Source organism: Kurthia senegalensis (genome assembly GCF_000285595.1).
GTDB classification, from domain to species: domain Bacteria; phylum Bacillota; class Bacilli; order Bacillales_A; family Planococcaceae; genus Kurthia; species Kurthia senegalensis.
On sequence record NZ_HE611067.1, the window covers coordinates 14,014 to 37,022 of the forward strand.

Sequence of the window (23,009 nt, forward strand, 5' to 3'; positions counted from 1 at the left end):
AATGTTATTTAATTACATTAACTTCCAAAAGTTGTTAAAAATAAATTTAAAATTAGTTCTAAAAGATTAAAAATACGACAAAATGTCGATAAAATTACTTATAACGGTAGTTGTAAAATAGGATTTTAGTATTTACAATAATCTTATGAACATCTTTTAATTCGATTGTCTTAGTTAGAGAGGGAGATTTTATGAAAAGTACAGCAAACCAAGTGACCAAAGAAACAGCAAAGGTACAAATAGATATAAAAGTATTAATTAGTAAGTTGCAAAGTTTCAAAAATGAAAAAAGCAGAAAATCTCCTGATCTACACTAAGACTGGAATCTGTTAAATTTAATCATACGTATAGCTTCTTCTATTTCTTTGTCTGTTGCAGCAACTCCATCGACTACAAGTTCGTAGTCGTTCAAGAGTTCTTCAGCGGATATTTTTTTTGTGCTATCAATGAATTGCAATTCTTCTTTAGTAAATCCAGTAGAGAATACTAAGTCGTCTAGACTCACATCGAATTTTTGAGATAACTTAACGAGCGTATCAAAATCCGGTAGCTGATCTCCTTTTTCGTAACGAGATACATTTGCTTGCGTTATGCCTAAAAAATTCGCAAGTTCAGTTTGAGATAATTTTTTGTTTTTCCTTAAATCTTTTAAACGTGCTGAAAAATTAATTTCCTTCAAATTATTCACCTCTTAACACTCCTCTTATATAAGAAGATTCCCTTTATTTATTAGTGCTACACATAAAATATACTACAGTTTTAAATTTATTTTAACAAAAGTGTTGACTTATGAGTTTAACGCATATATTATAAGAGTATGAAATATGAGTTTAACACATAACTCGCGGAAGGCGGTGAGAGTTTTGATGACGACAGTAGAACGCAAAAAACGCTACGAACTTATTTCAGCAAGAGAGAAAACGAAGTTAAGCCAGCAAGAAGTTGCTGAAATCGTTGGTGTTACGCAAGCTAATATATCTCGCTATGAGAATGGAACACAAAGTCCAGCAATTTCAGTAGCATTTAAATTAGCGGAGTTATACAAAAAAGACGTTTCGACGCTTTTTAATAAATAAAAATATGAGTTTAAATCATATTTATTTTTTTAAATAAAGATATGAGTATAACTCATAAAAAATAGGAGGGTCATAACATGACAAACGTTCAAGTAATCGAACAACAAACGGTTTCATTCGCAGGAACAGAATTATTAGCTGCTAAATCGACAAACGGAAAGATTTACGTGGCAGTCAAGTGGGTTTCAGAGGGTGTTGGCTTAAGCGAAGGTCAATACCAAAATCAAACAAGAAAAATCCAAGGTGACTTAGTCCTTTTTAAAGGTATTGCAAATTTGCAACTCCCTACAAAAGGCGGTCTACAAGATGTCTTGTGTATTGAACTAGATTTCTTACCGTTATGGCTTGCGAAAATCAATATCACACCAAAGATGCAAGAAGAAACTCCTTGGGTAGCGAACCGGTTAATCGAATATCAATTAAAAGCGAAAGATGTTTTAGCGGAAGCTTTCTTACAGAAGCAAAAACCGTTAACACAAGCAGAAATGTTTATGCAAGCTGCACAACAAATGCTAGCGATGGAGCAAGAAGTCACAGCGATTAAACAGCGCACGGACGTCCTTGAACAAAATCAACAAAACATTGCAGAAATTATGGCATTGAATGCAAGTTCTTGGAGAAAAACTTTGAATACGGTATTAAATCGAATCGCAGACGTTCGAGGTGGTTTAGATCAGTATCAAGCCGTTAGACGTGAAAGCTACGAATTACTCGAACAGCGTGGCAAGTGCAAGTTAGAAATCCGAGTTAACAATCGTAAACGTGACATGGCTGCGGTTGGACTTGGTAAATCAAAGGTCAAAACGGTATCGAAGTTAGATGTTATTTCGAGTGACCAACGACTTTTAGAAATCTATATCGCCATCGTGAAAGAAATGGCAATTAAACATAACGTTAAATTTCAGGAGGTTTTAGTGTAATGAACAACATTTTCTTGAATTCAGAATTACTTACAGAGCAAGTGCAAGCAGTAGTGACACCAGCATTCGACATGGGACATTGCTTAGTTGAGCTATCAGAAGTCGAAGCTACATCGCAAACAAACGGCAACCAAAGTTTAAAAGTATTACCTAACGGTTTGACACTTTGCTTGTATGCGGATGACTTAGAAGAGTTAGGACGCTTATTTTTGAACGCTAGTGATGCTTTAAAACGAGCAGAAAAGAGGGACTAGCATGGAGGTACAAATTCAATTAGATGAACAACACATCAATAACATAGTGTCACAACTCGTTACAGAACGATTAGAAGCACTCGCATTACCTAAAGTACTTTCTATTGATATTAACGACGTGAAACGTATCACAGGAATTAAACATGAAAAATCGCTACAAAAAATCTTATCTGATCCACGTATTTTACAACATCAATTCCGATTATCTGAAAATGGACCAAGACGTTGGAATGCACAAGGGTTTGAAATTGCTTATCAAGAAGTTATGCACGATTTAAGAAATATGTATTAAAAAACAAACAGTCATCGGCAAATGAACTGGGTGAATGAATCAACATAAATGGAGGGTTTTCGATGTTCAACTCAATCAACTTAGCAGTCATGTTTAAACGACAGCACAAAGAATTATTACGCACGATCCGCAGGAGATTAGACGAATCAACGTACTACAAATCGTTTTACCTCGATGCAAAAGGTGAAAAACGGCCGTGCTATATCATCAACGAAATGGGCTATGACAGCTTGGTTGAACATCATGAAAACTTATCAAACTATCACAAATCAAAACAGAAAGAAGCAGTTACAGCATGAATTTAGAACAACTAGCACAACGGTTACAACAGCAAGGCATCGAAGCTACAACGATAAGGAGGAATGAAGGTGGAACTACTAACAGCAATGTTTTACATGTACATTTACGGTCATGTTTTCGACATTCTAGCGTTAGGCGGAATGGTCGTGTTTATCGCAGTAGGTTTACTACTGATGATAAAAGAAAACATCATCATCGCATTTGTGAACATCAAAAATAAAATCAAAAACTAGGAGGAAACAACGTGGTACTACAAATTAAAGAAATCGACTTCAACAGAGAATTTATGCTGAAGGTTATCGCAGAACGTGAGGGCGTTGAAAAGGCGCAAGCGATGAACGAAGAGTTATCAATTCAAGCGATTGATTTTCACTTTGATTACTACTACAAAACTTTCGCCGCAGGCACACCGTCATCACACATCATCGAGGAAGCATTGGAACAGATGAAGGAACGAGAGTTTACGAACATGCTTAAACGTAACGAGTTCAGCGACATTTTTGAAATGTTAACTATCGAGGGCTATCTAACAAACGTCGATAATCGTTGGGTTTTATCGACAGAACGTCCTTATCAAAATCCCGATTTCATTGCATAAAAAAAGTCGACTATTCCAGTAGTCGACTGCTTAAAAAATAAACTATCTCAATTATACGGAGGGAACACACATGAAACAAGTAAAAATCATCGCATTAACAATCGAAAACTTCAAAGGCTTAAATTTCAACTTGAAAACAGCAGGTGACGTTAATGTTCTAGGCGACAACGCAACAGGTAAAACAACGATTGCAGACGCAATTCACTGGGCTTTGTTTGATAAAAACAGTCAAGACAAAAAAGACTTCGCTATCAAGACAATTCGAGAGGACGGCGAAGAGCAACATAACGCAGAACACAGCGTCGAACTAACGCTTTTAGTTGATGGCGTTGAAACGAAGTTGAAGAAAACATTCCGCGAAAAATGGACGAAAAAACGCGGTGCGGCAACTGCTGAATTTGGCGGTCACGAAACAAAGTACTGGATCAATGAAGTGCCTTCGAAAAAAGGTGAATACACAACAGCGGTTTCGGATGTAATCGACGAAAGCACGTTCAAGCTACTAACGAATCCTTTGTACTTTTCTGAAACAGTGAAATGGGAAGACCGTCGTTCATTGCTGTTAGAAATCGCTGGTGACGTAACAGATCAAGACGTTATCAATTCAGACAAAACACTTACTGGATTGTTTGAAAAGTTAGAGGGTCGCACGTTTGAACAGTTTAAAAAAATCACGACTGAGAAGAAAAAAGACATCAACTCGGAACTGAAAGAAATTCCAGTGCGAATCAGTGAACTGCAAAAACAACTTTCATTTGCTGCAGACACAACACCATTAAAAGAACGCATTGCGGAACTTGAAAAAGAAATCGACACATTAAACGAAACAGCTTCAAACATTAAAAATGGCGGTGCTATCGCTCAAAAGAAAGCAGAAATCGCAGAGTTACGAGCGAAAGTAGTAACGTATCAATCTGATTTTAAAGCACGACAAAATGAAGGTTTATACAGCATCGAAGTACGCCTGCAAGAAGAACGTAGCAACTTGTTGAACTTAAAATCACCAATTGCACAGTTACAAAACAAGATTCAAAACAATCAATCGTCTATTAAAAATGCTCATGCACGTATCGCATCATTAGAAGCAGAAATCCAATCGAAACGCGACGAGTACAACGTTGAGAACGCAAAGACATTTGATAAAACAGAATGCAGTTGCCCAACGTGCAAACAAGACCTACCAGCGGAACAGGTCGAGGAAGCTGTTAAAACTTTTAATCTCAACAAATCAAACAAGCTTCAACAAATTTCACACACCGGCAAGCAAATCGGTGGAGAATTAGATCGTTTGCGAAATGAAATTGTCGACTTTGAAAATCACATCAAAGAAGCAACAGCACAGCTTGAAGAACAGCAAAAAGTCATTGATAAAAAACAAACCGAAATCGAAAAACTGGAATCGCAAATTAGCGATACAAAAGCAAAAACAGCAGCGCTCGAAGATGACGAACAGTACAAGCAACTGGTAGCGAAAGGTGAAGCATTAAAAGAAGAAATTCAACAACTAGAATCACACGCAAATGAAGCTTTACAAGATGTTGAAAGTCAAAAACAAGCACTTATCAACGAACGCTCACAACTCAACGCAGAAGTAGCGAAAACAGCGAATAAAGACGTTATTGAAGGGCGTATTAATGAACTTGCAACTCGTGAGGGTGAACTTGCTAAGATGTTCGCAAAAATTGAAGAAACTCTATTCCAGGGCGAAACATTCACACGCAAAAAAGTCGAGATGTTACAAGAAAAAATCAACAGCAAATTTAAATATGTAACGTTCAAACTTTTTGAAAATCAAGTCAATGGCGGTCTTGCAGAAACGTGCGAAACGCTCGTAAACGGTGTGCCATTTAGCAAAGGTCTTAACAATGCGGCCCGAATCAACGCAGGCATCGACATCATCAATACATTATCGGCACATTACAACGTATCAGCAACAATCATCATCGACAACGCGGAAGCAGTAACAAAATTAATCGACACAGACGCACAAGTTATTCGCTTGATCGTGAGTGCTGCAGATAAATCTTTACGTGTAGAGCAAAACCAAAAACAACTAACGGAGGTAATTTAACATGACAAATCAAAACGCAGTAATGACAACACCTATTTCATACGAGGTAAACGGTGAACCAGTAAAACTAAGTGGCAATACAGTACGTGAATATCTAGTACGCGGTAACGGCAATGTATCAGAGCAAGAAGTCGTAATGTTCATGAATCTTTGCAAGTTCCAAAAATTAAATCCTTTCTTAAATGAAGCGTACCTTATCAAATTCGGCTCACAACCATCACAAATTATCGTTTCAAAAGAAGCGTTTATGAAACGTGCCGAAGCGAATCCGAATTACAAAGGATTTAAAGCAGGTATTATCGTTGCTCGTGAAAACAGCCTAGTCGAAATTGAAGGTGCAGTAAAACTACCTAACGACCAATTAATTGGTGGTTGGTGCGAAGTTTATCGTAAGGATCGTGACATGCCAATTGTTTCTAAAATCAGTTTAGACGAGTTCGGCAAAGGTCAAGCAACGTGGAAACAAATGCCTTTAAACATGATTCGTAAATCAGCAATCGTAAACGCTTTACGTGAAGCATTCCCTGAAAACTTAGGTGCAATGTACACAGAAGATGATGCGGATTTAAACAAACCTAGCGAAAAACAAGTGGTGCAACAGGAGGTAGATGCTCATGCAAATAAAGGTGACTTCATCGACATTCCATCAGAACCGGCAAATGAACCAACAACAGAACCGGTTGAATCAGTACAAGGCGAAATCTACGAACAACCCGACATTTTCGAAGATGTTTCAGAAAGCAATGGAGGTCCAGATTTCTAATGCTAACGATTACAACAATCGCTAGTGGTAGTAAAGGGAATGCCTATCACATAAGTGACGGGCAAACTTCCTTACTACTCGAAACTGGTATGCCATTTAAAGCAGTTCAAAAAGCCTTGAACTTTGATTTGCAAAATGTCGTTGGTTGCTTAATTACACACGAACATAATGACCACGCTAAATATACAAAACAGTTTTTAGACGCTGCAGTCGATTGCTATATGAGTGCAGGAACAGCAGAAGCATTAAATATCGAACATCATCGTATGCACACGATTCGAAATAAAACGCCGATTCATATCGGCACTTGGACAATCATTCCTTTTGACGTTCAACATGATGTAAACGAACCATTCGGCTATCTGATTCAATCAAAAGATGGCGACAAGCTGTTATTTGCGACAGACACGTATTACATCAAGTATCGCTTTAAAGGGCTGACGCATTTAATGATTGAGTGCAATTACGCTCAATCAGTATTGGACAGCAACCTAGAAACAAATAAAATTCATCGCTTTTTATATAAGCGAGTGATGAAATCACACTTTTCACTTGAAAACTTACTCAAATTCTTCGAAGCAAACGACTTATCGAAAGTTGAAGAAATCCATTTGCTTCACTTGTCGGATAATAATTCGAATGAAAAGTTAATGTACGAAGAAGTTGCGATGGCGACTGGTAAACGAGTGTTGATTGCCAAATAGAGAGAAAGAGGGAGATTTGAATGAGAAAGAAATTATTCAAGCAACACTTGCACGACGCAATGAAAAAACAATGCGTTATCGACCAACTTTACAAATTGAAAGTGACTCGTTTGAATGGCAAGCATTTAGAAGAATGCGAGTACCACGAGTTAAGACGTGCATTGGTGTTCGCAAAAATGAAGGAGGAAGTACTAAATGGCTAAGTACAGACATATCTACACAAACTTTTGGAGCGATCCGAAAGTCCAAGAAGAATTTACACCAGAGGATAAACTGTTCTACTTGTATTTACTAACAAATGAACATACAAGCCAAATTGGTATCTACCAAATCACAAAGCGTCAAATTGCATTTGAATTAGGTTACTCGCTTGAATCGGTCAATGCACTAATGCAACGTTTCATCGAACATCACGAATTAGTCGAGTATGACACAGCGAGTCGAGAACTTTATCTGAAGAAATGGGCTAAATACAATTTACTCAAAGGTGGTAAACCCGTCTTGGATTGTATACGAAAAGAGTTGGCAGATGTTAAGACGAGCAGTTTTGTAGAATCGAGCATAAAAAACATCGAAAAGCCTGATATAGCAATGATTTTCAAGCAACATCACGATTCGTTGAACGATTCGTATAACGATACGTCGACGATAAGTGGACAAAAAGAAAAAGAAAAAGAAAAACAAAAAGAAAAGAAAAACAAAAGAAAAAAGCATGTCGTCGTTGTCTGGTGAAGTCTTTAAATTTTATGAATCTGAATTTGGCCCATTAACACCTTATATCGCAGAAGAAATCGGCTACATCATTAAAGATGTAAACGAAGAACTAGCACTCGAAGCATTAAAGACAGCAGTACTCGCTAATAAACGCACGATTAAATACGCTGCAGCGATTGCGAGAAATTGGAAATCACAAAATATCAAAACACTGAACGACTTACAAGCACACGAAAAGGAGCGTGGAAGAAATGGAAAACATCAAAACACTTATGAAGCTCCCAAACAATATGATGATGGCGTTAACTTCTAAGGATTGTCCGAATGAGCACCTTAACGAATATGGTTACAACATTAAATATCCGTTGTATGAAGCGAGTAAGCTAAAAGGTTTTGAAGAATACGGTAATCAGCTTATTTGCTTGCAATGCCTTAAACAAAAGGAAGATACAAAGCTGGAGCAACGTATCACAGATGAAGCAATCAAGCGTGAGCAAAACAAGCGTAAAAACACATTGCATCATTGTTCCATCTTTAGTGACCGGACCATCGCAGACGCAGGGTTCAAAAATTTCTTATCACTTACAAACGAAGAACTCGACAATGCGAGCAAAGCGAAGTTAGCAGTTGATCGCTACAAAGAATTACATCGCAAGCAAGCAGACGAATATTTCACAACCTTATTTACAGGCTCGACAGGTGTCGGTAAGTCACACCTGGCAATGGCCATTCTTAGAAACTTAAATGAAACACTCGATGTTGAGTGTGCCTTTATCAACGTGCGATACATGCTGCAACACATCAAAGATAGTTTTAACAACAAAGACAGCAAGTACACACAAATGTATTTCATCGACTTGTTGAGCCGAGTTGACTTCCTAGTTCTCGATGACTTAGGCAACGAAACAGGCGATAAAGAAGCGTCACGTTGGACAAAAGAAGTCCTCACAGAAGTCCTAGAATCACGTCAGAGCAAAGCGACTATCGTAACGACCAATTACAGCCGAGGGCAGTTGGAAACGATGTACGGGAGCGAATACATGCAACGTAGCGCATTGATTAGTCGATTGCTTAAAAATGTTGCAACGATTCAGTTCAAGGACACAAAAGACAAGCGTGTAAAAGCGTTTGATTTAACAAAACCAATCAATTAGGAGGGCAACAATGCATAACATCATCGTAGACGCACTCACAGTCATTGCAGTCATCACATTTGTAATCTTAGCAATCAAAGATAAGGAGTGAACGGAATGGAAACGTTAGGATTTAACAATTTAGTAACACCATTTGTAATTTTAGAAGCCAAACGCATCGGTGGCGGAGTAGTCAAAAAAGTTTGTTACGACATGGAAACAGTGATTTTTGAAAGTGGTAACTACGAACGACAAGAAGGTGCTTTTGTAAATACGCAAGGTTTGCGTGTCGCAAACGATTATGACACGTATGCACTGGTAGCTGCTGCACATGTGATTGTTAAAGAAATTTTGGAGGTAGTCGCATGAATCAAAATAAAAATGGCATTCCAGTACAGTTGAATGTTAAAAAGCTGAAGCAACGTGCGAGTAGCGAAACTGGCAAAATTCATATCGAAAAGAAAATCGAAAAGCTATTCGAGTTCAGAAAAAATGGCTCAATGAGTGAAGGTTTCAAGGTAGCAAGCGTTATTACGCCTTATGCTGAAGATGGCACTCACTTAATCGCAGATGGCTTTAAGTATGTACGCACGATTGACTTGTAACACTAAAAATAGGCAGTATAAACCGCCTTAAACAAAAGGGAGAAGAATAACATGGCAACAATCGAAAAACGCAGAGAACGCAAAATAAACGCTTCAAAGCGTATGGCACTTTTAAACAGACAGACGGAGATATACGAGCGTAATTGCTCGACTTGTCCATTCAACGATAGAGATAAATTTGAGGAATGTGACAAGTGTCCGTTATCGCAAGAGTTACGCTCAATCGGTAGCGAGTTATTTACGCTTGCTAACGATTCGAGAGAGGGTCGCAAGGAACTTTTGATCGCGAAATTACAAGAAAGTGAACTGACGAGCAATTTGTATCAAGAACTACGTTCAAACGGTGTTAAAGATGCGGAAATCGTTAAGTTCGCAAAAGTGACTAAAAACGAATTTTATGCTTGGAAACGGTGTGTATTTGGCTTAAAGGCAAAGGAGATACAAATTACAAAAGAACAGTATCACGAGTATAAAAAGCAATTTTACACAGATGACGAAATATCTGAAATGTTAGATGTGAGTCCAGAGATGTTGAAAAAATGGAAACGTGAAAACGGTATTTTGCAACAAAATGTAGCACGAGAACGTAGAGCGCGTATTTACACGGAACATACAAAATATCGTTTGGTTAAACGTGGCATCGTAGTCGCAACAGGAACATTCGATGAAATCATGGAACAAACAGGGTTTAAAAAATGACATTAATGCGTTACCGTTCTGATTCAAATTTAAAACGTGTAAACGCGAAATTGGAGGTAATTGAACAATGACAACAACAATTGACATTCAAGCTGAATTAATCGGCAATCCAGTGTTACGCCAAGTGTACGCAATGTACCGCGAACAAGGTGATACACGCAAAATGGGCATTTTAGAGTCACAAATCGTGAAAGGCATCGAAAAGTATGGGCATACGGTACAATACGCTGAAAAAACGGTGGAAGAATGGCGACAACATCGCTTAGAGGAAGAAGTTGATCGCGACGTTTATGCAGTATGCGAAGCGATGTGTGAAGTACACAACCAGGAGGGAAAATAACATGATTAACTCAGTAACTTTAGTAGGACGCTTAACAAAGGACGTAGAACTACGTCAAACGCAATCGGGACTAGCAACAGCGAAATTTACGCTTGCAGTCAATCGTCCATTCAAATCACAAGATGGCGAGCAACAAGCAGACTTCATTCAAGTGGTCGTATGGCGTAAACAGGCGGAAAATTGCGCTCAATATTTACGCAAAGGTAGTTTAGCAGGTGTCACAGGGCGTATTCAAACAGGTAGCTATGAAGGGCAAGACGGCAAGCGTGTCTATACAACAGATGTCGTTGCGGATAACGTGCAATTTTTAGAGCCGAAGCAACAGCAACAAGGGCAACAGCAGACACAACAATATAACAATCCAACACCGCCACCACAGCAGCAGTCGTATAATCAACAACCGAGTTACGGTCAAGGCGGAGCAGTTAAAGAAGATGATCTACCATTTTAAGGGGTGACAGGAGTGCGAGAACGGGATTTAAAGAAACGTATTAGACAGCTTAAAAAGCAACGTACAGCGGTCATCGTCGGTGATGTAACGGGAATCACGGAAGAACAAATAAACGCTGAAATCGAAGCGATACGAGAAGAATTAGGCATCGCAGAAGAACGTGAAGAAATTATTCGAACTGAATTTAAAGCACACGAATATTTAGAGTATTTCTGTACACAAGAAGAGTTTGAACAAATGGCAGCAAGTGGTTGTACTTTGACGGAAATCGCTCGCAAATGGGGAGTAGAACCGCAAACATTAAAAAAATGGTCAAAAGGAGATGTAGAAATGACACGTACAGCGAAATTAACAGTAGGTTTTTTCAAAGAAAAGATGGCTCAAGGTGTAACTATCGAGCAACTATCGAATGATTTAGGTTTAAAACTTTCGACAATCAAACAGTATGAGCGTGGTTGGAAAAAACAAGGTCTACTCGATGATGTCGAGAAGAAAAAAGAAGTTGTTGCTGAAGCAAAGGCGATCGTTGCCGAACCAGTCATTGAACCGATTGCAAAAACTGAGCAAAAAGAAGATGATGCATCATACAAAATGCTCGCACAACAATATCGTGACGACCTGGAGAAAATGGGCGCTGAACTTGCACGGGAAAAAGAACAAACGAAAATAGCGGTTACGGAGTTGCACGAGGTACAGCGACAACGCATTCAGTTGCATAACGAAACGACTGAATTGGCGGAAGAATTGGCAAACGCATCATATGAATACGCAGAACTCAAACGTGATTTTAATGCACTTGTGATGATTGCAAAACCATTAGTAGCGCAGTATGCGGATGCACTGGCTGTTAAGGAGTGAGGGAATGTCACTGTACAAAGAAGTCGTTAAAGACATTGAGTATCAACCACACTTAGAAGTGTATTTGAAAGTATTCGACATTAAAGTTGGGCAAGAATACGACTTACTCGAATTTACGCTGTGGATCAAGAACAAAGTTTCTGAGTACGTGCAGCGAGTGCTACATGGCAACGAAGAACTGATGAAAACGAAACGTGAGGATTTTTTCGACTGGCTACGAGGAAAATACGAATTTAAGTTAGATGTACATCACGAGCAATTGTGCTTGTTGTAGGCACTCGTGGAGCAAAAATGAATAATGAATACTCAGTTATATGATTATATGAGCAAATAAACATATAAGGAAATGTAATTAGAATTGTTTAACTGGAAAGGAGACGGCTGGTGTGATCAAAACTTTAGAATTATTCGGTGGAATAGGTTCACCAAGAAAAGCATTGCTTAATTTAGGCGTAGATATTAAAGCTATCGACTACGTGGAAATTCAAGAAAATAGAGTAAGAGCTTACAACGCATTATACGACCATTTGCATAAGACGCAATCGGTTGTTGGGTGGAACTTGAAACCAGATATATTGGTACACGGTTCACCTTGTCAGGATTTATCTCGTATAGGCGTGCGAAAAGGAGCTGCAAAAGAAAGTGGTACACGAAGTTCTTTGATGCACGAAACGTTAAAAATCATTAAAAGCATGGGAGAATGGAAACCAAAATTTGTAGTATGGGAAAACGTAAAAGGTGTATTAGATAAAGATTTAATAAAGCCGTTCAATGAATATTTACGTGAAATGAATAAACTAGGCTACACAAATGCATTTGAAGTAATGGACGCTCGTGATTACGGTATTCCTCATGCAAGAGAACGAGTATTTTGCGTGTCAGTATTAGGTGATGAAACATTTGATTTTGCGAAGATCAAGAAGAAGCCTATGAGACCTATTAGTAACTTTTTAGAATATGCTCCAGCTGATTACGAAAAAGTTCCTAGCGAGTACTTAATCACAATTCCTTCAATGCTTAATAAAATCAAAGAATTTAATCCTAAACCAACAGGTAGTTATAAAAGACAACTAGATGTTATTGAACAATTTTGCTATACGATTACCGAACGACAAGATAGATGCCCAAACGCAGGCATCTTACGTATGAATAACGGTCAGTACCGCTATTTAACTGAACGTGAGTGTTGGCGACTATTAGGTTTTGAAGACAAAGATTATAACAACGTGGCAAAGAAATTCCCTAAACAACCTGGTAAACGCAGTGCAACGATGTATGCATTAGCAGGTAATAGTATTGTCGTTCCCGTACTCGAAGCAATCTTTGAAGTGCTGCTGTCGAGTGATTACGCGGTGAAAGATGATGTAACAGAAAAAAACGGACAATTAGAATTGGTTATATAAAAGGAGAATGGACATGAACTTACAAAAATTATTTGATATGCAAGCGAAATTAGATGCGGATATTACAGCGAAACATCCAGTGCAGGAAGGTGAAAATCGTTTAGAGAAGAAAGTACTGGCTTTGCTCGTTGAACTAGGCGAGTGTGCGAACGAGTGGAGAGGGTTTAAGTTCTGGAGTAATAGCCAAAAACCAAGAGTGCATGTGGGAATACCGCAAAGTTACTGGCATGAAGGAATCTTAGTAGTACCTGTCGAGCCAACAAAAGGTCAAATTTATGAATATCGAAATTTGCTTCTTGAAGAATACGTTGACTGCTTACATTTCATTTTGAGCATTGGGAATGATTTAAAATTCGATTACGAAGAATTTTTAGATAGACGTTTTACTGTAGACGGTAATATCAATCAATTCTTTCTTTACACGAATATTTCTGTCGGTGAAATAATTCGATATATCGGTACAGACTTCGCTCGGTATTCTTTGTACGCAACACTGCATAGATTCTTAAAACTTGGCAGAAAACTCGGTTTTACAGATGAACAAATCGAACAAGCTTACTACGATAAAAACAAAATCAATTTTGAACGTCAAACGAACGGATATTAAGCACATGGCGATAGCGATATTAATCATGATATTAGCGTTTGCCATCGGACTTGCGATTGGGGTTTACTTAGCAGCAGAAAAATAGAGAGAAAACAGGGAGATTAACAAATGACATATAATGCACATCAGATTTTAGACTTAATGTTTGATTACAATGATAACGTTGCTTTACTGGAAAATCTTCGGGCAGAAACAACTGTCGGTGCAGGTATTGCACAGTACGGCATTGAAGCAACGATGCCGAAAGCACAAGGAGAAACAGGAGATCCAGTGTTCAGAGAATATGTCAGACGTAATCGAGCATTTAGCAGGTACGGGGAGATTACAGAGAAACTGCTGCCAATTCAAAATTTTGTTGAGTCACCAGATTACGACTTGCAACTCGACTTAACAAACAAAGTCATTTTAGACCTAACGCTAGATGGGCAATCACAACGAGCAATCGCAAGGATTGTAAATATGTCATATCAAAACGTTCAGAAAAAACAATTGGTTATCGCTGGAGTAATAGCAAAAACTACTTAATTAAACAGTGGTCAAAGTAGTCAAAGTGGTCAAAATTGTTTTTTTTGGAGATTTCAAAAACTTTTTGTAAAATTAAAGGCAGGTCGGGGAGTTGGGTACGGGCGTGGGAAATACTACTACATAGATTACACTTCGAGCGTGTCAAAACCCTGTAATACCTTTGGGAAATTAATTTTTCCCATTAGCTGATAACACAATTATCATTCAACCTTTTTTGAAACGGTGATTAGGTATTGTCGGCTAATGGGAGTAATTAGGCTCTATGTACGCACTTATATTGTGGTTAATATCATGCGTACTTTGACAATTTAATAGACGGACACTAGCATAGCAGTCGGTGAGTCCGTCATACATATGGCGTTCCGAAAGGACAAATGCACAAAATGTAGCCTACCTACGACGCTAAATATTTTTACTTTCTCATTTAAGGGCTTTGCCCTTTTATACATAATTAATAATTACAACAAAGACGACGACCACAGTAGTTAAATGGCATAGGTATACTACGGTCAAGAAGAGTACATAAATGGGTAAGGAGTGTTTATTTGGAGATTACATTTAAATCTAGAAAAATCGACTTAGAACAAGAGCGTAAGGTATACAGACAAGGTATTCCAATTTACGTGCTACGAGATTGTGAAGCACCTATAAACCTTATTCTCGTTACAATAAATGCAGACACTTATAAACAACATAAAGACGCAATCGCAGATTTGAGAAAAGATATAGCTTTTGGTGACGAAAGTATCGGTGAGGGCGAAGTTTACCATTATGATTACGCAGAAAACGGAAATATCATTCGTGCAACATATGTAATGTATCAATAGCATCCTTCATGGGGTGCTTTTTATTTTGGCTAAAGGAGGGATATTGTGATAAAAAAGAAAGCTCGTCAGTCTAAATATAACAATAGCAAAGTGGTCATTAATGACATTTCGTTTGATTCTTACATGGAATCACGCTACTACTTATACCTTGTTGAACTACAAAAGTGTGGAGTCGTGACAGATATTCAGTTGCAAGTACCGTTTGTATTACAAGACGCATTTACAGATGAATGTGGTAAAAAACATCAAGCTATCACCTATGTAGCTGATTTTGTCGTGAACTATGCAGATAACAGAAAAGAAATTGTTGATGTGAAAGGAAAGGTCACGCAGACATTCCGCAACAAACGAAAGATGTTTATTGCCCGTTATAAGCAAGATATTAAATGCGTGCAACGGAAGAAAAAAGAATGGATCGAATTAAAATTCAGATAGGAGCGATTAGCGTATGGGTGGTGATTGCCATTGATTGAACATAGCTTAACGGAGAAACAGTTACGTTTTGCTGAAGAATACATTAAAGAGCCGAATGCTACAAAAGCATATATGGCGGCATATCCAAGTGTTAAGAAGGAAAGCACAGCGAATGCAGCAGGGAGCAGACTGTTAGCAAATGTTAAGGTTTCCTCCTATATAGACGAACGAATGAAGCAATTGCAGTCTGAACGCATTGCAGACGCTACAGAGGTGCTTGAAACACTTACATCTGTACTACGAGGTCAGAAGAAAGGAACGGCTCTTGTAGGCGCAGGAATGGGCGAACAAGATGTAATGCAAGTTGAGCCAACAGTTGCAGAGAAAATTCGTGCTGCTGAATTACTTGGTAAGCGTTACAAACTGTTCACTGAAAAAGCAGAGGTCGAAGTGGCTGGTGCAGTACAATTTATTGATGATATTAGTGAGAGTGATGAAGAATGACAGTAAAACGTTTATCTGAACTGCTGCCGAAGAAGTTTCATTCGGTTTGGAAAGCATCTATTAGCAAAGACATCCTAAACGTCGTATGCAAAGGTGGTCGTGGTAGTGGTAAGTCGTCAGATATTGCACACATCATCGTACAACTACTTATGCGCTATCCGTTAAATGCAGTCGGTATTCGTAAGATTGACAATACAATTGAGTTATCAATATTCGAACAGATGAAGTGGGCTATCAGTGAACAAGGCGTAACGCATTTGTTTAAGGTCAATAAAAGCCCTATGCGTATCACGTACCTTCCTAGAGGGAATTACATGGTATTTCGTGGGGCGAGTGAGCCAGAGCGAATCAAATCATTAAAAAGTGCAAACTTTCCCTTTGCAATCGCATGGCTAGAGGAATTAGCAGAGTTTAAAACAGAAGATGAAATTACGACTATCACCAACTCACTGCTACGTGGGGAATTGGCTGATGGTCTTTTTTATAAGTTCTTCTATTCTTACAATCCACCAAAGCGCAAGCAAAGTTGGGTGAATAAGAAGTACGAGAGCGCATTTGTTGCAGATAATACATTCGTTCATGCTTCAACATATTTAGATAACCCGTTCATCAGTAAACAATTCATTGCAGAAGCAAACGCTGCTAAAGAACGAAATGAAATGCGTTACAGATGGGAGTACTTAGGTGAAGCAATCGGTAGTGGCGTTGTACCGTTTGATAATCTACGCATCGAAAAGAATTGCATTACAGATGAAATGGTCGAGAACTTCGATAACATTCGTAACGCAGTCGATTTCGGTTATGCTACTGATCCACTCGCTTTCGTGCGATGGCATTATGACAAGAAGAAAAACGTTATCTATGCAATTGATGAACATTACGGACAGAAAATAAGCAATAGAGAGTTTGCGAAGTGGTTGCATAAACGTGGCTATCAAGCAGATGAAATCTTTGCAGATTCAGCAGAGCCGAAATCAATTGCAGAGTTGAAGAATGAACATGGTGTGAAAAGAATCAAAGGCGTGAAGAAAGGTCCTGATTCAGTCGAATACGGTGAGCAATGGCTTGATGATTTAACAGAGATTGTTATTGACCCGCTTCGTACACCGAACATCGCCAAAGAGTTTGAGAACATCGACTATCAAACAGATAAAGACGGTAATCCAAAGCCACGCTTAGAAGATAAAGACAATCACACGATTGACGCGACACGCTATGCATTTAACGATGATATGAGAAATCGAAAAGGCTTCACATTCCTAAAATAGAGGTGAAACAATGAATATATACAATTTTGACGCAACGATTACAGATGAATTGATTGCACAAATCGAAGCAAATGCACCGAAACAAATCGATAACGTTAAAAAGCTATACGATTCGTTTAAAACGGATAACATGACACAAGGTGTTCGTTATTATCAAAATGAATCAGACGTGCTTAAAAAGGAAATTTACACGTATATCGATGAAAAGAAAGTCGTAGACCATGACGCAACAAATGAAAAGATTCCTAGTGGAATGCATAAGATTTTAGTAGACCAAAAAGTTGCGTATCTTGCAGGTGAGCCGATGTCATTTGGTAGTCGCTCGGATAATGACACACAACTTGAATTGTTAGAGGAATTAATCGGTGAGCGTTGGGAAGATACGTTGCCAGAACTTATTAAGAATGCAAGCAATAAAGGGCTTGAATGGTTACATCCGTTTGTGAATGAAGATGGTGAGTTTGACTATATGATTATCGGTGCAGAACAATTGATACCGATTTATGACGCAAAACACCGCTTCAAACTAACTGCTGCAATTCGATTCTATGCAGTTGCCCAGGATCATATCAAGTTAGAGTTATGGACTGAATACGATGTGACGTATTACGAAATTATCGACAATCAGATTCATTTCGATGTGACGTATGACATTAACCCAGCACCGCACTTTACGAACAGCGAAGGTACAGAGGGCAAGAGTTGGGGCATGGTTCCGTTCATTAAGTTCGCAAACAACACGGAAGAATTAGGCGACTTACATTTTAACAAGCGAGCAATTGACGCATATGAAATGCTTGTGAGTAAGACGCAGGACACAGTGATTGATATACAAGAGTTAATTTTGATATTACGTGGCTACGAAGGTGAATCATTAGCGGAATTTACGACGAACTTAAAACGTTATAAAGCTGTCAATGTCGACGGTGAGGGTGGCGTTGATGCATTACAAGCAGATGTACCAACAGCGGCATATCAACTACAAGCCGAAATGCTACGAAAGAATATTATTACATCAGGACAAGGTGTTGACCCTAGCCCCGAAGTAATCGGTGAAGCACCTAGCGGTGTAGCGTTAGAAAACTTATACGCATTGCTCGACATGAAAGCATCAATGCTAGAGCGTAAGTTTACGTTAGCAATGCGAGTGTTCATGAAATTTATCGAAGTGTATTGCGATGTGGCAAATGCCGGTGACTTTGACGCTCGTGACGTTACGATGACATTTAATAAAATGCTATTAACGAATGAATCAGAAATCATTCAAATGGCAACGCAGTCTGTCGGCGTTATCTCAAATGAAACGATTCTCGAAAATCATCCTTGGGTGCGTGATGTACAGCAAGAAAAAGAACGACTGGATAAACAGAAGGAAGTCGAATTATCGGCTTATTCTGAACGCTATGGCTCATTAGAAGGTGATGCAGATGGTACAGATTCATAACCAGTTAGACATCATCGAGCAAATCGACAAGTTTATTGCAAGGTCTGAAAGTGAAATCGAAGAACTGTTTGCGAAGCGTTTGAAAGAGATTTTAGCAACGTTGAGCAATATGTATAACAAGTTCGTTACAAGCGATGAAACAAGCTATACAGACCTAAATAAGTACAATAGGTTATCAAAAGAGTTGGAACGTATTGCAACAGCACTCAACAACGATTACAAACAAGTTGTAAAGATGGTCGAAGTGTCACAGCAACGTATTTACGTAGAGCAATACTTAATGATGATGTACTTGTTTGAAGTGTATCAAAGTACCGAAACAGGATTTTCGCTGCCGAACGCTGAAACGATTGCCATTGCATTGAAAAATCCAATTGAGTTTCTAGGGCTAGTTCCAACGTTAGAACAGCACCGCAACGAAGTGATTCGTAAATTAAATATCGAAATCACATCAAGCTTAATGAGTGGTGAAGGTTACTGGAAGATGGCGGAACGTATCGAAAAGGCAGTCGGATTCAGTAAACACAAGGCTCGTACAGTTGCACGTACAGAGGGCGGTAGAGCGAGAAGTATCGCAGATGAAGCAGTAACAGAAGAAATGAAAAAGTACGCTGACATCGACGATATGTGGCTGTCAACACTAGACACAAGTACACGACACGCACATCGTGAGTTAGATGGGCAAAAGTCGGATGACGAAGGTTATTTTCATTACAAAACGATGAAAGCAAGAGCACCGCATTTATGGAATGTAGCGAGCATGGATATTAATTGTCGTTGCGTTAAGTTAAAACTCATTAACGGACAATTACCAAGTGTAAGGCGTGGTCGTGATTATCGCGATCCAGGTTATCAACAACGATTAGCAGATAAGATTGCCGAACACATGGCAAATGGTGACACATACGCTCAAGCGTATAAAAAAGCTAACAAGCGAGTGATAGCACCGAGCGTTGTCGTGCCATTTATTACGTATGAGGACTGGGTAGATAAAGCAAAATAATGAGATTTTGGGACCGCTTCTAGCGGTTTTTATTTTGTCCTAGGCACGACATTAAACTGCTAATCACAGCTAGAAAGCGTTACTTACGCGGAAAGGTAGTGGTCACATATCTAGTCGAAAGCCTAACAGACTTAAAAAGCGATAAGGCACTCGTCCTAGACATGACGTTAAAAGGTCTATTTATTATGCCATCGTGTCGAACACGTTAAAAACGAAAGGAGCATACAAATGAACAAAGAGCAGTTAGTAGCATTAGGTTTAGAGGAAGAAGTTGCAGACAAAGTAATTGAGGGCTTTGGGAAAATGATTCCGAAACACCGCTTCGATGATAAAAACGAAGAAGTGAAGGAATTGAAAGAGCAGTTACAACAACGTGACACTCAATTAACTGAACTGCAAACGCAGGCAACGGGCAACGAAGAATTACAAGCACAGATCAAGATGTTGCAAGAACAAAACGAACAAACTGCAACAGAATATCAACAAGCATTACAGCAAAAAGACTTCGACTTTGCGTTGACGGAAGCGCTGCGTGACGCAAAAGCGAAAAACCCGAAAGCTGTTAAAGCATTGCTTGATACTGAATCAGTGAAGTTCGAAGAAGGCAAGTTGATTGGACTATCGGAGCAATTAGACGCACTGAAACAGTCTGATGATTACCTATTTACGCAAGAAGGTGTTAAAGGGAAAACGCCACCGCAAGGCGGAGGAGCGCCACAAGTAACAAAAGAACAATTCAATGCTATGACGTATACGGAAAAAACGAAGCTGTATAACGAAAACGTTGAATTGTACAATCAACTATCGGAATAGGAGAGATATAAATGGTACAAACAAAAGCACAAGATTTATTAAATCCAGAGGTGTTAGCAAAAGAAGTAGCAGCACAATTAGACAAAGCAATCCGTTTTACACCTTATGCAGTGACAGATAACACACTAGTTGGACAACCGGGTAACACAATCACTCGTCCAAAATACGCATACATTGGTGCTGCAGAAGATTTAACAGAAGGTGTTGCAATGGACACTGCGAAGCTATCAATGACAACGAAAGCAGTAACTGTCAAAGAAACAGGTAAAGCAGTAGAAATCACTGAAACAGCAATCATCACGAACGTTGACGGTACTGTTGCAGAAGCTTCACGCCAAATTGGTTTAGCAATTGCTGATAAAATCGAAATCGACTACTTAGCGTCATTAGAAACAGCGGTTCTAAAATCAGCAGAAGCACCAACAAGTGCATCAAACATTTTAAAAGCGATTGATGTATTAAATTCGGAGGACGATCAAGACTTAGTCCTATTCATCAATCCAAAAGACTACAGCAAACTCGTTGAATCACTTTTCACTGCAGGCGGTGCTATTCAAAATACAGCACTTACTAGCGGTCAAGTTGCTCAAATCGTAGGTGTATCAAATATCGTTCGTACAAAACGTGTAGACGAAGGTAAAGGCTACTTACAAGTGACTGGTGCAGTTGAAATCGTGAAGAAAAAAGCTGTTTCGATTGCAACAGATACAGATATTCTTGCACGTACTGTTGTTTTAGCAGGTAACATGCATTACGCTACAAACCTTAAAAACGACAACGGTGTTGTTAAGTTAGGTGTAACAGCCTAATTTAACAACTTCTTTAAAGGAGGGATTTTATGCTATTACGTCGTTATCACGAAGTAAAACGTGAACCACCAAAGCCAAAGGTGGAAGAAAAACCGAAAACAACTCGCAAACGTACAACGAAAGCGAGTGATGATTAATGCCTTTCACAGACGAAGAAATCAGCGTTCTAATTGCAATCAATGGTGAACGTGCTACAGAAAAACGATTAGAGCAGTACAAAGCACTTGCTACAGTCTATTACGACTTTGCAGTCGAGTATTGCAATAACAAGAACATCACGTTCAGACAAACGCAAATCTTCCTTGCAAAAGCGATCCAGTTTTATTTAAACAAGTCGGGTCTTACAGCAAGGTCCATGGGCACGGTTAGTTATTCATACACGACAGACTTGCCAACGTCCGTGCTATATCCGCTTAAACCGTTTAAAAAGTTGAGGTGGTAGCATGTACGAAGAATTTCCACACCAAGCCGAGATATTTTACATGGGCGAAGGTGAAGAAGATGATTCGGGTGGTTTCACAGACGGTGGACCCGTTACAGACTTTGTAATGGACTGCTTTGTCGATACACCATCATCACAAGAACAATACAATGCTATGCAGTTGAAGAACTCTTTTGACCGGTATTTGTATTATCCATCGGACTACACGCTGTTAAATGACCGTTATATCCGTTTTGATAATGTAGAATACGAGCAAGTCGGTAAGTCGCTAGATCAAGGCGGTCAAGGTGAAATCTATCGCATTAAATTGCGTGAGGTTAAACTATGACAATTACTCGATTCGGTTCATCATCACTGGCACGAGCATTGAAAAAGTGGAGCAAGGACATTGAAGATGAAGTAAAACGTATCATCGTTGAAACTGCTGCTATTATTCAAACGGAAGCAAGATTGCTCGCTCCAGTTGATTCGGGCTACTTGCGACAATCAATTGAGATTGAACTATTGAATGGTGGTTTAACAGCAATCATCAATGTAGACGCAGATTATGCGATTTATATTGAGTACGGCACAGGGATTTACGCCACGAAGGGCAACGGCAATAAAGACGGTTGGGTATACTTTAGCGAAAAATATGGCGAGTTCGTATTTACTCGTGGTATGCAAGCGCAGCCTTTTTGGTTCCCGGCACTCGAAGTAGGCGAGAAATATTTTAAGAAAGAAATGAGCAAGCTAGGAAGGTGATAACGTGTCACTAGCGTTTACAGCGTTGCAAAAAGCTATTCTAACAAGGCTACGAGGTGACACGAGCGTTACTTCCTTGTTAAATGGCACGAAGAACTATCTTGGTGTATATGATTACGTTACTGAGGACACAGCGTTCCCGTATGTAGTCGTAGGCGAGCCGAGAGCAGACGACTTCGGTGTAAAAACCGAGGATGTCAAAGATTACACAGTCACATTGCATATTTGGTCGAGTTACAAAGGTAACAGCGAAGCATACAAGATACTTAGTGTTTTGTATGACAGCTTTAAATACAAATTAAACATTGAAGGTTTCAAAACAGTTAGAACGTCATGCGTTGATACTCGTGTCTTTACAGACATTGATGGTATTCATCGTCATGGCGTTTTTACATTGAAATTTTCACTACAAAAGGAGAAATGATAAA

38 protein-coding genes are annotated in these 23,009 nt (G+C 39.0%); 37 read left to right on the top strand and 1 reads right to left on the bottom strand.

The window, feature by feature from the left end:
- Positions 1-191 precede the first annotated feature (191 nt).
- The gene (locus KSHG_RS18995; RefSeq protein ID WP_261797771.1) at positions 192-317 is read left to right on the top strand and encodes a hypothetical protein; all 126 of its coding nucleotides are present in this window, start codon (positions 192-194) and stop codon (positions 315-317) included.
- Here KSHG_RS18995 and KSHG_RS09700 read toward each other — a convergent pair.
- The gene (locus KSHG_RS09700) at positions 314-679 is read right to left on the bottom strand and encodes a helix-turn-helix domain-containing protein (protein ID WP_210432977.1); all 366 of its coding nucleotides are present in this window, start codon (positions 677-679) and stop codon (positions 314-316) included. The genes KSHG_RS18995 and KSHG_RS09700 overlap by 4 nt on opposite strands.
- A gap of 187 nt (positions 680-866) precedes the next feature.
- Between KSHG_RS09700 and KSHG_RS16710 the strand changes: the two genes are divergently transcribed.
- The 36 genes from KSHG_RS16710 (at position 867) to KSHG_RS09895 (ending at position 23,005) form a co-directional block, all read left to right on the top strand.
- Positions 867-1,076, top strand: coding sequence for a helix-turn-helix transcriptional regulator (locus KSHG_RS16710; RefSeq protein WP_010305293.1), 210 nt, complete (start codon positions 867-869; stop codon positions 1,074-1,076).
- 77 nt (positions 1,077-1,153) lie between these two features.
- Complete coding sequence (locus tag KSHG_RS17780; protein WP_010305298.1) at positions 1,154-1,996, top strand: phage antirepressor N-terminal domain-containing protein; 843 nt, start codon at positions 1,154-1,156, stop codon at positions 1,994-1,996.
- Positions 1,996-2,250 (top strand): hypothetical protein, encoded by a 255-nt coding sequence (locus KSHG_RS09720; protein ID WP_010305299.1) that lies wholly within the window; start codon positions 1,996-1,998, stop codon positions 2,248-2,250. Before KSHG_RS17780 ends, KSHG_RS09720 begins: the two co-directional genes overlap by 1 nt.
- Before the next feature lies 1 nt (position 2,251).
- Positions 2,252-2,542, top strand: coding sequence for a hypothetical protein (locus KSHG_RS09725; protein WP_010305302.1), 291 nt, complete (start codon positions 2,252-2,254; stop codon positions 2,540-2,542).
- 62 nt (positions 2,543-2,604) lie between these two features.
- A complete protein-coding gene (locus KSHG_RS09730; protein WP_010305305.1) occupies positions 2,605-2,841 on the top strand; it encodes a Rha family transcriptional regulator in 237 nt (78 codons plus the stop codon).
- A gap of 69 nt (positions 2,842-2,910) precedes the next feature.
- Positions 2,911-3,075, top strand: a complete 165-nt coding sequence (locus KSHG_RS18345) for a hypothetical protein (protein WP_154646896.1) — start codon at positions 2,911-2,913, stop codon at positions 3,073-3,075.
- Positions 3,076-3,086: 11 nt separating this feature from the next.
- Positions 3,087-3,440, top strand: coding sequence for a hypothetical protein (locus KSHG_RS09740; RefSeq protein WP_010305308.1), 354 nt, complete (start codon positions 3,087-3,089; stop codon positions 3,438-3,440).
- Positions 3,441-3,510: 70 nt separating this feature from the next.
- Positions 3,511-5,511, top strand: a complete 2,001-nt coding sequence (locus KSHG_RS09745) for a coiled-coil domain-containing protein (RefSeq protein WP_010305311.1) — start codon at positions 3,511-3,513, stop codon at positions 5,509-5,511.
- 1 nt (position 5,512) lies between these two features.
- Positions 5,513-6,274, top strand: a complete 762-nt coding sequence (gene bet, locus KSHG_RS09750) for a phage recombination protein Bet (protein ID WP_010305312.1) — start codon at positions 5,513-5,515, stop codon at positions 6,272-6,274.
- Positions 6,274-6,978 (top strand): MBL fold metallo-hydrolase, encoded by a 705-nt coding sequence (locus KSHG_RS09755; protein ID WP_010305315.1) that lies wholly within the window; start codon positions 6,274-6,276, stop codon positions 6,976-6,978. Before bet ends, KSHG_RS09755 begins: the two co-directional genes overlap by 1 nt.
- Before the next feature lie 20 nt (positions 6,979-6,998).
- Positions 6,999-7,181: a hypothetical protein gene (locus KSHG_RS09760; RefSeq protein WP_010305318.1), complete on the top strand. Its 183-nt coding sequence runs from the start codon at positions 6,999-7,001 to the stop codon at positions 7,179-7,181.
- Positions 7,174-7,710 carry a hypothetical protein gene (locus KSHG_RS16725; RefSeq protein ID WP_010305321.1) on the top strand — a complete coding sequence of 179 codons (537 nt, stop codon included), beginning with the start codon at positions 7,174-7,176 and terminating at the stop codon, positions 7,708-7,710. Before KSHG_RS09760 ends, KSHG_RS16725 begins: the two co-directional genes overlap by 8 nt.
- On the top strand, positions 7,700-8,005 hold the full coding sequence (locus tag KSHG_RS09770) for a DnaD domain-containing protein (RefSeq protein WP_010305324.1): 306 nt from the start codon (positions 7,700-7,702) through the stop codon (positions 8,003-8,005). The genes KSHG_RS16725 and KSHG_RS09770 overlap by 11 nt, the downstream gene beginning before the upstream one ends.
- Positions 7,944-8,846: an ATP-binding protein gene (locus tag KSHG_RS17565; RefSeq protein WP_083844882.1), complete on the top strand. Its 903-nt coding sequence runs from the start codon at positions 7,944-7,946 to the stop codon at positions 8,844-8,846. Before KSHG_RS09770 ends, KSHG_RS17565 begins: the two co-directional genes overlap by 62 nt.
- Before the next feature lie 96 nt (positions 8,847-8,942).
- Positions 8,943-9,194, top strand: a complete 252-nt coding sequence (locus tag KSHG_RS09785) for a hypothetical protein (protein WP_010305330.1) — start codon at positions 8,943-8,945, stop codon at positions 9,192-9,194.
- A complete protein-coding gene (locus KSHG_RS09790; RefSeq protein ID WP_010305333.1) occupies positions 9,191-9,430 on the top strand; it encodes a hypothetical protein in 240 nt (79 codons plus the stop codon). Before KSHG_RS09785 ends, KSHG_RS09790 begins: the two co-directional genes overlap by 4 nt.
- Positions 9,431-9,481: 51 nt before the next feature.
- Positions 9,482-10,129: a hypothetical protein gene (locus tag KSHG_RS09795; RefSeq protein WP_010305336.1), complete on the top strand. Its 648-nt coding sequence runs from the start codon at positions 9,482-9,484 to the stop codon at positions 10,127-10,129.
- Positions 10,130-10,196: 67 nt separating this feature from the next.
- The gene (locus tag KSHG_RS09800) at positions 10,197-10,469 is read left to right on the top strand and encodes a hypothetical protein (protein ID WP_010305338.1); all 273 of its coding nucleotides are present in this window, start codon (positions 10,197-10,199) and stop codon (positions 10,467-10,469) included.
- A gap of 1 nt (position 10,470) precedes the next feature.
- Positions 10,471-10,920, top strand: coding sequence for a single-stranded DNA-binding protein (ssb, locus tag KSHG_RS09805; protein ID WP_010305341.1), 450 nt, complete (start codon positions 10,471-10,473; stop codon positions 10,918-10,920).
- A gap of 12 nt (positions 10,921-10,932) precedes the next feature.
- Positions 10,933-11,778 carry a hypothetical protein gene (locus tag KSHG_RS09810; protein ID WP_010305348.1) on the top strand — a complete coding sequence of 282 codons (846 nt, stop codon included), beginning with the start codon at positions 10,933-10,935 and terminating at the stop codon, positions 11,776-11,778.
- Positions 11,779-11,782: 4 nt separating this feature from the next.
- Positions 11,783-12,052, top strand: a complete 270-nt coding sequence (locus tag KSHG_RS09815; protein ID WP_010305353.1) for a hypothetical protein — start codon at positions 11,783-11,785, stop codon at positions 12,050-12,052.
- Positions 12,053-12,164: 112 nt separating this feature from the next.
- Complete coding sequence (locus tag KSHG_RS09820) at positions 12,165-13,181, top strand: DNA cytosine methyltransferase (RefSeq protein WP_010305355.1); 1,017 nt, start codon at positions 12,165-12,167, stop codon at positions 13,179-13,181.
- A gap of 13 nt (positions 13,182-13,194) precedes the next feature.
- Entirely contained in the window at positions 13,195-13,788 is a 594-nt protein-coding gene (locus KSHG_RS09825; RefSeq protein ID WP_010305359.1) for a dUTP diphosphatase, read from the top strand.
- Positions 13,789-13,896: 108 nt separating this feature from the next.
- Positions 13,897-14,313 carry a hypothetical protein gene (locus KSHG_RS16735; protein WP_010305363.1) on the top strand — a complete coding sequence of 139 codons (417 nt, stop codon included), beginning with the start codon at positions 13,897-13,899 and terminating at the stop codon, positions 14,311-14,313.
- A gap of 545 nt (positions 14,314-14,858) precedes the next feature.
- A complete protein-coding gene (locus KSHG_RS09835) occupies positions 14,859-15,140 on the top strand; it encodes a hypothetical protein (protein WP_010305367.1) in 282 nt (93 codons plus the stop codon).
- A 45-nt stretch (positions 15,141-15,185) separates the two neighbouring features.
- Positions 15,186-15,575: a DUF1064 domain-containing protein gene (locus tag KSHG_RS09840; protein WP_010305371.1), complete on the top strand. Its 390-nt coding sequence runs from the start codon at positions 15,186-15,188 to the stop codon at positions 15,573-15,575.
- Between the two features lie 30 nt (positions 15,576-15,605).
- A complete protein-coding gene (locus KSHG_RS09845; protein ID WP_010305374.1) occupies positions 15,606-16,058 on the top strand; it encodes a terminase small subunit in 453 nt (150 codons plus the stop codon).
- Positions 16,055-17,326, top strand: a complete 1,272-nt coding sequence (locus tag KSHG_RS09850; RefSeq protein ID WP_010305379.1) for a PBSX family phage terminase large subunit — start codon at positions 16,055-16,057, stop codon at positions 17,324-17,326. The genes KSHG_RS09845 and KSHG_RS09850 overlap by 4 nt, the downstream gene beginning before the upstream one ends.
- 10 nt (positions 17,327-17,336) lie before the next feature.
- Positions 17,337-18,770, top strand: a complete 1,434-nt coding sequence (locus KSHG_RS16740) for a phage portal protein (protein ID WP_010305382.1) — start codon at positions 17,337-17,339, stop codon at positions 18,768-18,770.
- Entirely contained in the window at positions 18,754-19,773 is a 1,020-nt protein-coding gene (locus KSHG_RS16745) for a phage minor head protein (RefSeq protein WP_010305385.1), read from the top strand. The genes KSHG_RS16740 and KSHG_RS16745 overlap by 17 nt, the downstream gene beginning before the upstream one ends.
- A gap of 228 nt (positions 19,774-20,001) precedes the next feature.
- Positions 20,002-20,586 carry a phage scaffolding protein gene (locus KSHG_RS09865; protein ID WP_010305387.1) on the top strand — a complete coding sequence of 195 codons (585 nt, stop codon included), beginning with the start codon at positions 20,002-20,004 and terminating at the stop codon, positions 20,584-20,586.
- 11 nt (positions 20,587-20,597) lie between these two features.
- Positions 20,598-21,395 (top strand): N4-gp56 family major capsid protein, encoded by a 798-nt coding sequence (locus KSHG_RS09870; RefSeq protein WP_010305391.1) that lies wholly within the window; start codon positions 20,598-20,600, stop codon positions 21,393-21,395.
- Positions 21,396-21,531: 136 nt separating this feature from the next.
- Positions 21,532-21,837, top strand: a complete 306-nt coding sequence (locus KSHG_RS16750) for a head-tail connector protein (protein ID WP_010305394.1) — start codon at positions 21,532-21,534, stop codon at positions 21,835-21,837.
- 40 nt (positions 21,838-21,877) lie between these two features.
- The gene (locus tag KSHG_RS09885; protein ID WP_147630524.1) at positions 21,878-22,165 is read left to right on the top strand and encodes a hypothetical protein; all 288 of its coding nucleotides are present in this window, start codon (positions 21,878-21,880) and stop codon (positions 22,163-22,165) included.
- Positions 22,162-22,581: an HK97-gp10 family putative phage morphogenesis protein gene (locus KSHG_RS09890; protein ID WP_010305399.1), complete on the top strand. Its 420-nt coding sequence runs from the start codon at positions 22,162-22,164 to the stop codon at positions 22,579-22,581. The genes KSHG_RS09885 and KSHG_RS09890 overlap by 4 nt, the downstream gene beginning before the upstream one ends.
- A 4-nt stretch (positions 22,582-22,585) precedes the next feature.
- On the top strand, positions 22,586-23,005 hold the full coding sequence (locus tag KSHG_RS09895) for a DUF3168 domain-containing protein (RefSeq protein WP_010305402.1): 420 nt from the start codon (positions 22,586-22,588) through the stop codon (positions 23,003-23,005).
- Positions 23,006-23,009: the final 4 nt, after the last annotated feature.

Excerpts from the sequence above, each read along its gene's own strand:
- KSHG_RS18995 (WP_261797771.1), top strand. The coding sequence starts at position 192 with ATGAAAAGTACAGCAAACCAAGTGACCAAAGAAACAGCAAAGGTACAA.
- KSHG_RS16710 (WP_010305293.1), top strand. The coding sequence starts at position 867 with ATGACGACAGTAGAACGCAAAAAACGCTACGAACTTATTTCAGCAAGA.
- KSHG_RS17780 (WP_010305298.1), top strand. The coding sequence starts at position 1,154 with ATGACAAACGTTCAAGTAATCGAACAACAAACGGTTTCATTCGCAGGA.
- KSHG_RS09720 (WP_010305299.1), top strand. The coding sequence starts at position 1,996 with ATGAACAACATTTTCTTGAATTCAGAATTACTTACAGAGCAAGTGCAA.
- KSHG_RS09725 (WP_010305302.1), top strand. The coding sequence starts at position 2,252 with ATGGAGGTACAAATTCAATTAGATGAACAACACATCAATAACATAGTG.
- KSHG_RS09730 (WP_010305305.1), top strand. The coding sequence starts at position 2,605 with ATGTTCAACTCAATCAACTTAGCAGTCATGTTTAAACGACAGCACAAA.
- KSHG_RS09745 (WP_010305311.1), top strand. The coding sequence starts at position 3,511 with ATGAAACAAGTAAAAATCATCGCATTAACAATCGAAAACTTCAAAGGC.
- bet (WP_010305312.1), top strand. The coding sequence starts at position 5,513 with ATGACAAATCAAAACGCAGTAATGACAACACCTATTTCATACGAGGTA.
- KSHG_RS09755 (WP_010305315.1), top strand. The coding sequence starts at position 6,274 with ATGCTAACGATTACAACAATCGCTAGTGGTAGTAAAGGGAATGCCTAT.
- KSHG_RS09760 (WP_010305318.1), top strand. The coding sequence starts at position 6,999 with ATGAGAAAGAAATTATTCAAGCAACACTTGCACGACGCAATGAAAAAA.
- KSHG_RS16725 (WP_010305321.1), top strand. The coding sequence starts at position 7,174 with ATGGCTAAGTACAGACATATCTACACAAACTTTTGGAGCGATCCGAAA.
- KSHG_RS17565 (WP_083844882.1), top strand. The coding sequence starts at position 7,944 with ATGGAAAACATCAAAACACTTATGAAGCTCCCAAACAATATGATGATG.
- KSHG_RS09785 (WP_010305330.1), top strand. The coding sequence starts at position 8,943 with ATGGAAACGTTAGGATTTAACAATTTAGTAACACCATTTGTAATTTTA.
- KSHG_RS09790 (WP_010305333.1), top strand. The coding sequence starts at position 9,191 with ATGAATCAAAATAAAAATGGCATTCCAGTACAGTTGAATGTTAAAAAG.
- KSHG_RS09795 (WP_010305336.1), top strand. The coding sequence starts at position 9,482 with ATGGCAACAATCGAAAAACGCAGAGAACGCAAAATAAACGCTTCAAAG.
- KSHG_RS09800 (WP_010305338.1), top strand. The coding sequence starts at position 10,197 with ATGACAACAACAATTGACATTCAAGCTGAATTAATCGGCAATCCAGTG.
- ssb (WP_010305341.1), top strand. The coding sequence starts at position 10,471 with ATGATTAACTCAGTAACTTTAGTAGGACGCTTAACAAAGGACGTAGAA.
- KSHG_RS09815 (WP_010305353.1), top strand. The coding sequence starts at position 11,783 with ATGTCACTGTACAAAGAAGTCGTTAAAGACATTGAGTATCAACCACAC.
- KSHG_RS09825 (WP_010305359.1), top strand. The coding sequence starts at position 13,195 with ATGAACTTACAAAAATTATTTGATATGCAAGCGAAATTAGATGCGGAT.
- KSHG_RS16735 (WP_010305363.1), top strand. The coding sequence starts at position 13,897 with ATGACATATAATGCACATCAGATTTTAGACTTAATGTTTGATTACAAT.
- KSHG_RS09850 (WP_010305379.1), top strand. The coding sequence starts at position 16,055 with ATGACAGTAAAACGTTTATCTGAACTGCTGCCGAAGAAGTTTCATTCG.
- KSHG_RS16740 (WP_010305382.1), top strand. The coding sequence starts at position 17,337 with ATGAATATATACAATTTTGACGCAACGATTACAGATGAATTGATTGCA.
- KSHG_RS16745 (WP_010305385.1), top strand. The coding sequence starts at position 18,754 with ATGGTACAGATTCATAACCAGTTAGACATCATCGAGCAAATCGACAAG.
- KSHG_RS09865 (WP_010305387.1), top strand. The coding sequence starts at position 20,002 with ATGAACAAAGAGCAGTTAGTAGCATTAGGTTTAGAGGAAGAAGTTGCA.
- KSHG_RS09870 (WP_010305391.1), top strand. The coding sequence starts at position 20,598 with ATGGTACAAACAAAAGCACAAGATTTATTAAATCCAGAGGTGTTAGCA.
- KSHG_RS16750 (WP_010305394.1), top strand. The coding sequence starts at position 21,532 with ATGCCTTTCACAGACGAAGAAATCAGCGTTCTAATTGCAATCAATGGT.
- KSHG_RS09885 (WP_147630524.1), top strand. The coding sequence starts at position 21,878 with ATGGGCGAAGGTGAAGAAGATGATTCGGGTGGTTTCACAGACGGTGGA.
- KSHG_RS09890 (WP_010305399.1), top strand. The coding sequence starts at position 22,162 with ATGACAATTACTCGATTCGGTTCATCATCACTGGCACGAGCATTGAAA.